Source organism: Clostridium sp. KNHs205, assembly GCF_000702945.1.
In the GTDB taxonomy this organism is placed as follows: domain Bacteria; phylum Bacillota; class Clostridia; order Lachnospirales; family Lachnospiraceae; genus Anaerocolumna.
In genome coordinates this window covers 3,404,603-3,417,653 of sequence record NZ_JNLE01000003.1, presented here as the reverse complement: position 1 = coordinate 3,417,653, position 13,051 = coordinate 3,404,603, and the positions used below count along the sequence as shown (strand labels likewise).

9 protein-coding genes are annotated in these 13,051 nt (G+C 39.5%); 3 read left to right on the top strand and 6 right to left on the bottom strand.

The window, feature by feature from the left end; all coding sequences use genetic code 11:
• Positions 1 to 119: 119 nt before the first annotated feature.
• Positions 120 to 1,004 (top strand): aldose 1-epimerase family protein, encoded by an 885-nt coding sequence (locus BR73_RS0114115; RefSeq protein ID WP_033166053.1) that lies wholly within the window; start codon positions 120 to 122, stop codon positions 1,002 to 1,004.
• Between the two features lie 158 nt (positions 1,005 to 1,162).
• Positions 1,163 to 1,873, top strand: a complete 711-nt coding sequence (locus tag BR73_RS0114110; RefSeq protein WP_033166052.1) for a gamma-glutamyl-gamma-aminobutyrate hydrolase family protein — start codon at positions 1,163 to 1,165, stop codon at positions 1,871 to 1,873.
• A gap of 286 nt (positions 1,874 to 2,159) precedes the next feature.
• Here the strand turns inward: BR73_RS0114110 and BR73_RS0114105 are convergent, their stop codons facing one another.
• The gene (locus tag BR73_RS0114105) at positions 2,160 to 3,317 is read right to left on the bottom strand and encodes an MFS transporter (RefSeq protein WP_033166051.1); all 1,158 of its coding nucleotides are present in this window, start codon (positions 3,315 to 3,317) and stop codon (positions 2,160 to 2,162) included.
• A complete protein-coding gene (locus BR73_RS0114100; RefSeq protein WP_051685209.1) occupies positions 3,314 to 4,432 on the bottom strand; it encodes a glycoside hydrolase family 88 protein in 1,119 nt (372 codons plus the stop codon). Before BR73_RS0114100 ends, BR73_RS0114105 begins: the two co-directional genes overlap by 4 nt.
• Positions 4,433 to 4,627: 195 nt before the next feature.
• Here BR73_RS0114100 and BR73_RS0114095 point away from each other — a divergent pair, with 195 nt between their 5' ends.
• Positions 4,628 to 5,542, top strand: coding sequence for an AraC family transcriptional regulator (locus tag BR73_RS0114095; protein ID WP_033166049.1), 915 nt, complete (start codon positions 4,628 to 4,630; stop codon positions 5,540 to 5,542).
• Between the two features lie 317 nt (positions 5,543 to 5,859).
• On the opposite strand, the gene BR73_RS27475 is transcribed toward BR73_RS0114095, so the two are convergent.
• Genes BR73_RS27475 through BR73_RS0114070 form a run of 4 tightly spaced genes read right to left on the bottom strand, consistent with a single transcriptional unit; the run spans position 5,860 to position 13,023 of the window.
• Positions 5,860 to 9,534 carry a glycoside hydrolase family 38 C-terminal domain-containing protein gene (locus BR73_RS27475; protein WP_051685208.1) on the bottom strand — a complete coding sequence of 1,225 codons (3,675 nt, stop codon included), beginning with the start codon at positions 9,532 to 9,534 and terminating at the stop codon, positions 5,860 to 5,862.
• An 11-nt stretch (positions 9,535 to 9,545) separates the two neighbouring features.
• A complete protein-coding gene (locus BR73_RS0114080; RefSeq protein ID WP_033166047.1) occupies positions 9,546 to 11,183 on the bottom strand; it encodes a hypothetical protein in 1,638 nt (545 codons plus the stop codon).
• 5 nt (positions 11,184 to 11,188) lie between these two features.
• Positions 11,189 to 11,371, bottom strand: a complete 183-nt coding sequence (locus BR73_RS0114075) for a hypothetical protein (protein ID WP_033166046.1) — start codon at positions 11,369 to 11,371, stop codon at positions 11,189 to 11,191.
• A complete protein-coding gene (locus BR73_RS0114070) occupies positions 11,371 to 13,023 on the bottom strand; it encodes a CehA/McbA family metallohydrolase (RefSeq protein WP_033166045.1) in 1,653 nt (550 codons plus the stop codon). Before BR73_RS0114070 ends, BR73_RS0114075 begins: the two co-directional genes overlap by 1 nt.
• Positions 13,024 to 13,051: the final 28 nt, after the last annotated feature.

Below are 13,051 nucleotides of genomic sequence, written 5' to 3'. Positions count from 1 at the left end.
AATGTATGGTATAAATAGTCTTTCCATGTTAAAATAAAAGCTAAATTTATTTGTTGATTTATAACATCTCTGTCTTATAGATAGAAGGCATTGATAATAAAATTGAACCGGAGGTTACTATGAAATTACATGTATTAGAAAATGATGAATTAACTTTAAAAATTCATGAAGCAGGAGCAGAGTTGACTGCAATATCCGATAGAAAAAACGGAAAGGATTATTTATGGAATGCAGATCCTGCCTTTTGGAAGCGTTCTTCTCCTGTTCTTTTCCCTTTTGTAGGAAGCCTAAAGGATAAGAGCTATAACTATAATGGCATTGATTATCCTATGTCACAACATGGTTTTGCCAGAGACATGGATTTTCGTATATCTGATAAAAATGAGAATTCTATCACTTTTACCCTGGAAGCTACAGAAGCCACCCTGAAAGAATATCCCTTCCCTTTTATCCTTAACATAAGCTACACCTTGACAGCCAGAGAAATCGAAGTTGCCTGGGAGGTCATCAATAACGGGAATGATACCATGTATTTCTCAATTGGTGCCCATCCTGCCTTTTTTTGTCCTTTAAACAAAGAAGGCCGCCAGGAAGACTACTATTTTGCCTTCGATCATAAAGCTCCTTTAATTATAACCAAAATCAACGAACATGGACTGGCCGTAACAACAGAAGAACCTGGCTTACTCTCTACAGATCAGGGAATTCTGCCTATCAGTTCACATCTTTTTGATAATGATGCTCTTATAATTGAAAAAAACCAGTGCCATAGAGTATCTCTTTTAAAACCCGATAAGACCCCCTATATTACTGTTGCCTTTGATGCTCCTTTGTTCGGTCTCTGGTCACCTGCCGGTAAAAATGCACCTTTTGTATGTATTGAACCCTGGTACGGCAGATGTGATTCAGATAATTTCAATGGCTCCTTGGAAGAACGTAAATGGGGTAATAAATTAGAAGTTAGCAAAAGCTTTAACGCGTCATATACTATAACAATCGGGTAAATAGATACCAGCGATTATTATCAGCGAATATCCAAAGTAAAATCAGTGTGTCTCCAAATCATAAGCTGGGAGTTCGGTGTAAAATCAAAAGACTGTTTTTCAACTACGTATTCAGGAATATCAAATCCCAAGATTTGATGTTCACGAAAGGAGTTAAAATGAGAATCCCTGTTATAGGAGTTACCCCCCACTACGAACCTGATAATAATAAGCTTTGCATAGCTTCCATGTATTTGGAAGCTATTTTGGATGCAGGTGGTGTTCCTCTCCTGCTTCCCCTGAAAGCAAATGAAGAAGCACTAAAGACAGCAGTTTCGGTTTGTGATGGTTTCCTTTTTACAGGCGGCCCGGATATCGATCCCTTCCGCTTCGGTGAGGAAACCCTTGAGGAATGTGATGTAGTGTACCCTGACAGAGATCAGATGGAAGAAACTATTTTTAATCTTGTAATTAGTACCGGCAAGCCTGTATTTGGTATCTGCCGCGGAATACAAGTACTTAATGTATTCTTTGGAGGCACCTTATTTCAGGATATTGCTGCTCAATTCCAAAGGGAGTTAAATCTATGCCATTCTCAGAAATCCGGTCGCACAGTACTTTCACATACTGTAACAATCGAAAGGGATTCTCTCCTTTATGATATTCTTCAGGAAGATACCTTAATGGTAAACAGCTTTCATCATCAGGGAATCAAAGATGTGGCTCCTGAGTTGAATGTAGCTGCAAGGTCGAGGGATGGACTGGTAGAAGCTGTATATTTAAGAGACCACCCTTTCTTTCTTGCCGTCCAATGGCATCCGGAGCATCTCTTCCGTGTAAATGAAGGTGCAAAGAAGCTGTTTACAGCTTTTGTAGATGCCAGCCGGTAATTATTTATGCAAGAATAACTGTACTGCATTAGGTAAATTTCTTTTATTATCAGTATCTGATATCAGTACTCAAAAAGGGAAAGAGAAGAAGGCGTAGCGGTTCCAGTAACAAGAATGCTACGCCTGCCTATTAAAAACAGATTAAGACACAGAAGCCTCCTAGCCTGACGTTCTTCTATACAGCTGAAAAAAATGAATTATATAATTTTGCTTTCATAATACTCGGCATGTTAACAGTAATTGCAGAATATCCAAATTCTCTCCGTAGAATCTGTAAGCACTTCATTCACTGCACACTTTCTTTTTTTCTGCTCCCAACAAAAATCAAATAACTGATATAAAATGCTGCCATACTAAAGGGTAGTATCATAATAGATATCCTTAGTCCATAACTATCCACCAATTTGCCAAATGCCATATTAAAGACAATGTCAAATATGGTGGCAAGGCTGATAACTGCACCTGTTGCTGTAGCTATCCTGTCTTCCTCATAAAACAGACGTATCATAAGTACCAGAGTAGGATAAAGTATTGATATCCCAAGGCCTGACAAGCTTAACAGCATAATTCCCGTCTTACCTGACAGAATCCCTGTTATATAACCTACGGTACCTACTCCTCCAAAAAGTGTAATGCTCTTCTTCACTCCTAATTTTTGTACAACCGGTGCAAATAAAAGCCTTCCAAGGGTAATCCCGCCAAAAAACAAAGACAGATACGCAGAAGCGTGCCCGGAGGATAACCCAAGCTCATTTATTCCGTAAAGAAGCAGCCAGTTAAGTATTCCATGCTCTGCAATAAAATAAAAGCCAAAGATTAAGGTTAGGCTCCAAAAAATCGGTGCTTTCAATATTCCCTTATATGATATTTTCTTTCTGCCTTCCTGCCTGACCTCCGGAATATCCGCTGTCAGCAGGAAAACTGCCCCAACCACTGCAAGTACAGCAAGAAACAGATTGATTCCCTGCCAGGAAGAGTAGTTCCCTGTAAGCTTTCCGCCAAAATTCTGGCTGGTACTGGTCCCAATCCCCTGAACGAAGAAAAGAATATTCACTATCATCCCCGGCGAAGCCGCAAAAACAGCAGGTACCAGGATATTAATAGTAGTATTAATAAGCGTAGAGGCTCCCATACAGAAAAACATACCAAGCAACAACAGAACATAATCATCTGTAAAGATAAATAGAGCCGCTCCGCACAGCCAAATGCTTACTATAGCCAGCAGAGCCTTTTTCTTGTGATACCTGTCAACAAAAGCCCCTCCAAAAAACAGAAATATAAGATTACCCAGGTAACTTACGGTAATTATCAATGAAATCTGAAAGGCCGACAGCTCAAAATGTTCACGAAACATTACAGCAAAGATTCCTCGCAGGCTGTCACTTGCCCCCATTACAATCATAATTATCATAAAACTTATAAATACGACCGCTTTTTTTCTCATAGCTTCATAACCCTATCTTTTTCCATATCTTCTGTTATTTCCAACAGAAAAAGGATTGCCAGTGCCTGTCCGTAGGGCATGGAACGGATTGCTATTTCTTTATAGAACTGCTTGTTTACTCTTCCCATGGCAGTTCCGTAGGAGACTTGTTTCACGACACCCTCATCGGTGATATTTAGAAGAATGGATTCCAAGGCTTTGTATGCACATTTTTTATAACTATCGTCAATAAGTCCAAGGTGTACTGACTTTAAGATTCCATAAGCAAAACCACAGGTAGCACTGGTTTCTGTATACGAGGTATTATCATCTATTAAAGTATGCCACATACCGCTTGTTCCCTGGTATTTTGCCAAGGCTTCCACCTGTGCTTTTAATGCCTCCAGAAGAAATCGCTGTATACTGCCTTCACAATCCACCATATGTAAAAATTCCGGAATTGCAATTGTCACCCAGCAATTCCCCCTGCCCCACAAGGCTTCCACAAAATTATGGTTTCCATGAAAGGTCCAGCCATGATACCATAAACCGGTCTTTTTATCGGCCAGATACTTTATATGTAATAAAAACTGATATTTGGCTTCTTCTATATATTCAGGTTTATTTGAGATTCTTCCATAATTGGCAAGAAAAAGCACTGTCATAACCAGGGTATCATCCCAGAGTTCCTGATCATTTAAGGTATCAGAAGTAATGTGCTGAAAACCTCCTTCTTTGGTTTTTGGCAGCTCATTCATTATCCACTCTGCCCATTCAGCACAGACTGTATGGAACACAGGGTTTCCTGTGTACTCGGCTGCATAAGATAAAGTCAGCATCGGAGCGCAGGTATTAATATTCTTAGAAGGAAGTCCGCTATCAATCCGCTCGTTATAATATTTCAAAATCAACTCCAGATACTCCTCTTCTTTGGTCTTTTCAAACAACTTCCAAAATCCAAAAAGTCCAATCCCCTGTGTCCATTCCCAGTACCGGTACCTTGTAATATCGTCCCCGGCAAGATTCCTGGATTTCATATTTGACAGAAAATCCGTATCATCCTCATATAGCACTTTTTGAAAGCTCTCTATCAGCACATTTAATTTTGTTTGTATTAATGTTTCTTCCTTAAGCATTGAATATATCCTTTCATCTGTCTCCTAATTTTATATACCTGGCTTGTTAAGATTAGTATAACAATTAATTGCACCTAAAACTATGCTTCTTTTGCGTATTTTACCATTTATATTGCATTTATTGCTTTTATGCAATATACTTTTTATAAGAAATTATAATGTACCTTAGAATCTTATTTGAAAGGAACTGAAATAATGCTGTTAGAAAATCTGATTCTTTATGAAAAATGTCATTTGGTAGAAATAAACCATCCGGAGGACCCATTTTTTTATTTCTTTGATTATGATGACCGTTCCTATAGCATTAATATGGAATTTCAGCATTTTCACAGGTTTTATGAGCTTTGTATCTTTCTTGACCAATCTGCTGACCATATCATAGAGGGTGATATTTATGACCTGCAATTTGGTGATATTGTAGCCTTAAAACCTTCCCTGTTACATAAGACCCAATATCCTCATGGTACACCAAAGAAACGTCTTATTATTAATTTCAATCTGCCTATGGAACTGGAGGGTATTGCAAAGGATCTTACTGCTTTATTTTCCATTTTCGAAAGAAACGTTCCTATCTATCGGTTCGAAGGCTCCTATAAAGAAGACCTCTTCAAAACCCTTAATGATATCTTCATACTATCAAAGAAAAAGACCCCCATTAACAATCTGCTGATTCATACCAAGTTCATGGAATTCCTGACAAAGCTCTATCTCTATCAGGATCAGAATATCTATGTTGTACATTCCTCTGCAGATAATCTGACCAACAAGATATATTCCATTACCTCCTATATCCATGAACATTACGGAGAATCTTTGTCACTTGATTTCTTGTCTTCCCGGTTCTATATAAGCAGTTATTACTTGTCACACCAATTTAAAAAGATTACCGGCTTCACCTTAAACAGCTATATTCAGATGACCAGAATAAGAAACGCCCAACAGCTGCTGCTGTCTACCGATACCAGGATAACGGATATCTCAGAGTCCTGCGGGTTTGCAAGTTTCTCGCAGTTCAACCGTACTTTTCGGAAATACTGTGGACTTTCGCCATCAAGATACCGGACGGACAAGGATGCAAAGGCTATGGTTTCTTTTCGTATTACAGAATGAAGCTGGTTGATTGGAGGCAAAAGACAGGTTGGTCACAAGGGGACGGTGATTTGCAGCAGACAGAAAGATTCATGCTTCGATTTCAAGGTATAAGAAGTCCTAATTCTCTGAAGCTTCTGTGCCTGACATATCATCAAACAGATAACTCGCTATGCTCAAACAATCTGTTTGATGATATAGCACAGAAACTTCAGAGAAAAGGACTTCTAATACCTTTCAATAGGCGCATTCATTCTTTCTGCCTGCTGCAAATCGCCTGTTTATTGGTGGTAACAGGTTTTTTGAACAATTTTTAGTATTGGGGTTTTTAGTTTTTATTATTTAATCAGTTTTTTCCTTTTTAAACGGAAGGTTTTTATTTCGAAGGGTTTAAGGGTAAAGGTAAAGGTATTATCCTTTTCCTCTATTTTAACTTTTTGCTCATTAGAACTTAATTCTTTAGTATTTATTAATTCAGTAGTATTTATAGGCTCAGCTTTTCTTATGGACTCGAAAGCGCTTATATAATCAGCTTTATTTATGGATTTGGTATTTATCGTTCCGACAGTGTTTAATGGTTTTGTATTATCTAGCCGTTCAACTGAACTGAAGGATTCTTCGGAATTAAAGAATTCAGTAATACTTGCTGGTTCTGCAGAATTTATGTCACATGAAATCATATCTTCTTCCATGAGATTGCATTCAGTTATCTGCCAGGAACTAAAGAGTGGAGATTGTATACTGGTGTTACTCCGTTTGCCGTAGGCCTCATATATTCTTAGAATTATATCTTCTGATACCTCTGCCTTTTTCACCGTATCAAGGATTACATTATCAGAAGCTGTAGAAAATAATGACCAGGCTTTCCTGCTGCCTGCTTTCAAATGTCTGATTTCTCTCGTATAGGGCGGGCAGTTCAATGCATAGGCATTCTGAAGTACTCTTCCTTTTCTATAATCACCCTGATGCGGTAATAGGGAATAGGTAAATCTGTGAACCTCCTGATCGGCCTCGGGATATGGATATATACCGGATTTAATCAGGGTTATTCCGATTACAGACTCATGGATGTCATAGCCGTATTTACAATCATTTAGAACAGCTACACCATAATCCGCTTCGGAGACATCCGCCCATTTATGTGCGCACACTTCAAATTTTGCTTCTTCCCAGCTGGTATTCGTGTGAGTTGGACGTTCTACATTTCCGTATTGTATTTCATAAGTTGCTTTGTCAGTCATAATATCCATTGGAAATACTGCTTTTAACAACTGCTGGGATTCTTTCCAGTCTGCTATAGTTTCAAAATCTATTCTTCTCGCGTCTGGATACAAGATCATTCTCTGACTGATGACTGAGTTTTGGTAGTTTCTTATTATCTTAATACAGGTTCGCACATTTCCGTTTTCTGTAACAGTAACACTTGTTTTCTCATCCATGGTCCAGAATTTTTCTCTATAGGTTGAATCGATATTCCAGGCATCATACTCTGAGGGTCGGTCATCAAATACCCGGAGCTCATTTGCTTTCTTTCCTTTTGGAACCAATTCCCTGCCTGCTTCTTTATCATAGAGGGATATAATCTCCCCTTGGTCATTAAGCTGAATCTGATAGAAAGGTGTATGTATTGCTTTCCCCTGGATAGTGATTGGAGTGATTATATCCTCCTGATTCTTTATGTGATTATCTATAGAGGGGACTTTATCCAATACCAGAAAACCCTTTGCCGGTAAGTTCTTCACACGGCATATAAAACTGCCCTCCTCTGTCTTCTGCACCGTCAGACTTTCACCATAAGCAAATATTCTAAACGGGTAAGCACTATATGTTTGTGATACTGGGTCAGGTAAATTTATGATATTATCTCTCTTAAAGCCTAATTGGTTAAATACAAGAAGAGATTGGTTATCTGAATATCTATTTGAATATCTGTTTTCCTCCAGCTGTCCGGCTAATGGCCGGGCAACATGTTTTAATAACTTTTCACTACCGTTTATTTTTTTATTTAGATTGTCTATATCTTGTATAACATGTTTTTGATTTTGTTTGTCGTGAGAATCTGGGGTAATATTTGGTATAATATCTGGTGTAATATCTGTCTGAATATCCGCTCCGCTCCCTTCAGCATCAGTTTCCAGCCAATGGGTTATACATTGTAATCCACGGTTAATCAATCCTTCCGTTATACTTAGAACTTCCTGGTACTGCTCTTGTGAATCCTCATAGACTTCCTTTATTGATGAGCCTGGAAGGATATCATGAAACTGATTCAGCAGTATTAGCTTCCAGGCTTTTTCAAGTTCCTCTGCCGGATAGGGATTACTGCCCTTGATTACTAGTGCAATCACATTAAGAAGCTCCGCATCCTGAATTTTGAATTCACAAAGTCTGTTATAACGCTTATTTCTTGCCATGGAGGTATAGGTACCCCGATGGGTTTCAAGGTAGAGTTCACCACTCCATTTCGGAATATTTTTTCCTCTAAGTTCACTTTCAAGCAGTTCGAAGTACTCTCGTACAAAGGTTTGCTTTGTCACCGGGCAGCCAGGAAGACCTCTCTCCATACGCCTTGATTCCTCCAGCATCTCTGAAGTTGGTCCGCCTCCTCCGTCACCATACCCGTAACAGGTCAGTACCTCCTGTACCAGATTCTTATTGCCGAACCGCTGCCAGGTTCCCATAACCTGACTTGCATTCTGACGTCCGTTGTAGGTAGTGCTGATATCAGGCTTTTTATTCAGTTCCGGATAGGTATCATAATCCCTGGTGGTTATAAAATAAGTCAACACTTCTGATCCGTCAATACCTTTCCACAGCATAACATCATTGGGAATTCGATTGTATTCGTTCCAGGCTATTTTTGTGGTCATAAAATAACGAATTCCTGATTTTTTCATAATCTGCGGCAAGGCAGCGCTGTAACCAAATACATCCGGCAGCCATAATACAACATTCTCTGCTTTTCCAAACTCCTCTTTAAAGAACTTCTTTCCATAAAGTATCTGGCGTACAAAGGATTCACCGGAAATCAAATTGCAGTCTGCTTCCAGCCACATTGCTCCTTCCGTTTCCCAGCGTCCTTCTTTTACCCGGTTCTTGATTTCTTCATATACCTGGGGACAGTCTTCTTTTACAAATTCATAAAGCTGGGGCTGGCTGGACATAAACTTATATTCAGGGTAACGTTCCATCAGATATAGTACTGTCTTAAAGCTGCGAAGGGCTTTTTCTCTGGTCTGCTTTAGCTGCCATTTCCAAGCCACATCAATGTGAGTATGACCGATACTGTGTACTGTTACTGCCTTTTTACTACAAAGCTTCTCATAATAGTTCCTGTGTATGTAATTTAACGCATTGGTAACAGAACGAAAGAAATCCTCACTGTCTCTTCGTAAATCCAGCAGATTTACTGTCTCAGACAATAGCTGAACCGTTTTGATCCGCTCCAGACTATCCGCTCTCAGGCACACTGCTGTATTATAAGGTACCTTCATGTCATAGTATAATTCTTCAACTTCTTTATTTCTGATATAATAAGACACTTCAAAATACATAGAGGGTTTATCACTGTTGGAATACCCATAGAACCCCAAATTGAAATGCTGACCTTCAAGTGCACTTTCCGTCAATATTACCTCCTGGTGATTCATATCCATGGCACATTTCAGTTCACCATTTATATACACCAGAAATTGAGGATTGTCTGTATCCCAGATGTTATCAGCACCAGTTCGAAGGCTTAAAGCTATACTCTTCCCCTGAAAGTCCTTAGGCAGATTAAGCTCTGCCTGAAAACAGCAGTGGAGATCTTTACCACCCCAATAGCTTCCGCCGTAAAAATCGCTCCACTCACTGGTATCTTCAACCACTGCCTGTCGATCATAATATTCTACCTGCTTCATCTTAAACTCCTTAACAGGAGTCACCTTAGAATGACGTTTCTGCTTTAACAGCTCCAAGGCATTACAAATTCGTTTCATTTGATCTGATATCTGGCTGTCCAAAGGATCCAATTCTATCCCCCCTAACCTTTCAACTTAAGAGTGATGGTTTTCTCGCAGGGTGTATACTCATTCAGAAATATGGTAAAGCCTTCTGTATTTTCTTCTTCCCCTGAGTAATGTCCTTTAAAACTATGGCTGCCAAAACCAGGTCCAAGTATAAACTGTCTTCCCTTATGCTCTATCTCCAGATAACCTGACTTCAATATCATATCGGCACCCTTTTCTGCTTTCATATATATTGCTTCGTTTTCCAATATGGCACCTGAAGGTATGCAGACCTCCAGTCTTAAAGGCAGCCCCTCCAATCCTTCTGCACGCATCCCCATCTCCAGGCCATCTGATAATTCTCTTATGGTTACTGTCATATTGATTTCACTATTTTTTAATATCTCTCTTTTTGTGTGGTCCATTTTCCACCAGTCACTGGTACCGGTATAATTCTTAAAAGGTTGGTAATACCAACCTTCAGCCACAGCTGTAAGAATAAATTCCTTATCCTTTACCGTCAGGTTCTGGGGTATAAAGTTTCTGACAGAGCCGTAACTTTCTCCGATTTTAATATAAATTTGTGTATCTCCTGCTTTCAGAAATAAAAATGCACTCTTATTGTTGATTATGGTATAAGCGAACTTTTCTGTCTTTACCCTCATAACACCTGCTTCCCGGTAGAATTTACGATATTCTTTGAGAAAACCATAGTCTTTAAACTGATAATTCATCATCTCATCATGAAGCATTAAGATATGAAGGCAATCAGGGGCGAGTCCTCCCCGTTCCAGATTGTCCCTGATCAGCTTATGGGCAGCTCCGTCAAAGCTTTGGTTGTAAGTAAGGCTGGTCATATAAAGGTACTGGTAAAAATATTTATCCGCATAATCAGACTTTCCCTGATCCTGTCTGGTTGAATTCTGTGTAAAGATAGTATCATCCGGGTCTATAAAGGTTAACATCATATGAAGATTTCTTATGGCATACCCCAGATATTTTTCTTCTCTGGTTTCTTCATACATAGCTATCATGGCATTATTAACTACTGCATTGTAATTACCCGTAGAACGTTCTGCATATTCGCCGTCCTCGTTACCATCAATTCCTTCTGCAAGGTACTCACCGGCTCTGGTTCTATACAGTTCTGCCTTTAAAGGTTCCTCTGTCAGCCCGGCTCCCTGAAGCAAAGCTGCACATATTGCCCACCTGTGATTTGGCGTATGAAAACCTCCTGAGACTATGGTTTCTAACGCTTTCGTTATTACACTGAGGTATTTATCCTTTATGGTCTCTGTGCTGTTATTCCTGTCATATTTTAATAGAATTCGATATGCAGCAATAAGCCGTTTAAAGCAAAAGGCCGTATCTGCAGCAGATTTGAAATTACAGGAGGGGTAATCAAATCCCCCATCTTCTCTCTGGCAGTTTATGACGAAATCCATTGCCAGATTTACAGCGGCTAATAATTCTTCATTGTGATAATACTTACTGTCTTGATTAAAATATACCGATACCGCAGTGGTCAGTACATATATCGTCGGCTTTGCCTCTATAATATCTCCTTTAAGCCCCCCAAAATCAGGTCTTCCTGAAACCTTCACCTGATTCCTCAGAAACTCTGATACTCTTTTATCCGCTGACCGGACAATATGCATCTTATATCTTTCCATTTTTATCACTCTCCTATATCTGCGTATCTTCGTATTCTTTCTATCTGCTTATTAATTCTCCCCGGGATGGAATCAGATAACTGCTGCCAAGGCATCAGAAGGTCATCTTTTATATTCCTATCCTCAAACTCCAGGGTGGGTATAAATCCATATTTCTCCCGGATAAAGCCTTTTACCAATGTGTCCATTATAACTCCTCCACCCGCTCAATGAAAATAGGGTTTGTTATTGCCATGTTCGTGCAATCACTTTCTGCCTGAAAGAATATCCAGCAGACCTCCTCCAGGGAATACTCAGAAAGTGTAAAGCTGTAATCAAAGCAGCCATTTATGTCGCTGGTTTCTTTCAAGGATATAAGCTCTTTCATATTACCGTTTCTATAGAGATTAACCCGTTCTAAAGGACGGTTTGACAGAAGCTTTAAGTTAATATCTGCTGTTTTTTTATGCAATTTATAAGTACTGCCAGGATACGTTCCCTCAATATCCGGTATCAGGACAGGTCCGTTGGTTAGATAACTCCTCCCTTTTCTAAGACTGTCAAGTAGGTTAAGTTCTGTCTTCTCTCCAGCCAGATAAACATAAGTCCTGACGCCTCCGCTGCCAAGATTACTTTTAGCCCATTTTTCGAATACTGTCAATTCTTTCTTGCAAAGACTGAGAAAACTTTCTGACAGGGGACGTATACCCTCCGGCAGTTCAAGTCTGCAATCTCTTATAAGGTTTTCCAACCATCTTATTTTACCGTATAGTAGTATGTAATCATTGGCTAAAATATTGTGAGTATCGCTGCCTGCTGTAGCCGGCAGATAGATTCCCCGCTCCAATAAATCCAGCCAGAAGTGAAAAGCCTTATGATTGGTCGTTCCTGGATACATTGGATTGGAGCCGTTCCAGATTTCCATCGTATCAAAAATGGAAATAATATCATTAAAAGCAGGATTCCAGCTAATGGCTCTGCTGTGGTCTCTTGGATGATTAATCTGCGATAAACCTCCTGCTTCTCTGATACAATCTGTTATCCGGATAAATTCTTCTCTCAGATATTTATCGTTTCTATGTTTATCATCTGGTATTTGATAAATAATATCTTCTTTAACGCCCAAAGACATTACATGACCATTTGAAGTTGATATTTCCTTTGATACCAGCGGAGTGAACTCTTCAGTTCCGGTTTGCTCCCAATCTGCATGATTTAAGGTGTTATGATGGTCGCTTAAAGCCCCAAAGGTCAGTCCTGATGCCCTCATTGACTGTGACACCTCCCTGGGACTTTCCACTACAGGATCTGTTCCGCCGTAAACCGGGCTGCTGTATATGCTGTGATGGTGCAGATCACCGCTATACCAGCCCTTTTCCCTCAGGTTAACAATAGGTGCCAGCTTTCGTAATACTGTAGTGGTTCTATCCGTTTCTATGACAAGTTTCTGGTAATAGACTGGATATTCAGAACCTTTTGTGATTTCCAGGTGGTATAGTCCGGCTGGGTAGCTCTTCTCTAATATCCCCTGCTCATTGGTCATCTCCCTGTACATGCGCAATTCCCCATTATCCAGATAATTATCAGTAATTTTTCCTTCACCAATTGAAGGAAATAACTTAACCTGACAAAGGAGCCCTTCTCCTTGTTCCCCTACTGTTTTTAGCTTTAGGCTTCCTTTCCCTTTATTTCTGAGCTTTTCCTCATAATTAAATCTATTATATACAGCAAGCCCTTCCAACCATAATATTAATTCCGTAAGTTTACTGCTATTCATCTCCTTAGCCTGAAAATCCTGATTATCGGCAGTTCCCCAGGCCATATCAGCTAAGATTGATAAGAATTTAGATTCCTTTGACATGATGTACCTCTTTTCTGCAAAACAATGA

Bases quoted from the DNA above. Each gene is read 5' to 3' on its own strand.
- BR73_RS0114115 (WP_033166053.1), top strand. From the start codon at position 120: ATGAAATTACATGTATTAGAAAATGATGAATTAACTTTAAAAATTCAT.
- BR73_RS0114110 (WP_033166052.1), top strand. From the start codon at position 1,163: ATGAGAATCCCTGTTATAGGAGTTACCCCCCACTACGAACCTGATAAT.
- BR73_RS0114105 (WP_033166051.1), bottom strand. From the start codon at position 3,317: ATGAGAAAAAAAGCGGTCGTATTTATAAGTTTTATGATAATTATGATT.
- BR73_RS0114100 (WP_051685209.1), bottom strand. From the start codon at position 4,432: ATGCTTAAGGAAGAAACATTAATACAAACAAAATTAAATGTGCTGATA.
- BR73_RS0114095 (WP_033166049.1), top strand. From the start codon at position 4,628: ATGCTGTTAGAAAATCTGATTCTTTATGAAAAATGTCATTTGGTAGAA.
- BR73_RS0114080 (WP_033166047.1), bottom strand. From the start codon at position 11,183: ATGGAAAGATATAAGATGCATATTGTCCGGTCAGCGGATAAAAGAGTA.
- BR73_RS0114075 (WP_033166046.1), bottom strand. From the start codon at position 11,371: ATGGACACATTGGTAAAAGGCTTTATCCGGGAGAAATATGGATTTATA.
- BR73_RS0114070 (WP_033166045.1), bottom strand. From the start codon at position 13,023: ATGTCAAAGGAATCTAAATTCTTATCAATCTTAGCTGATATGGCCTGG.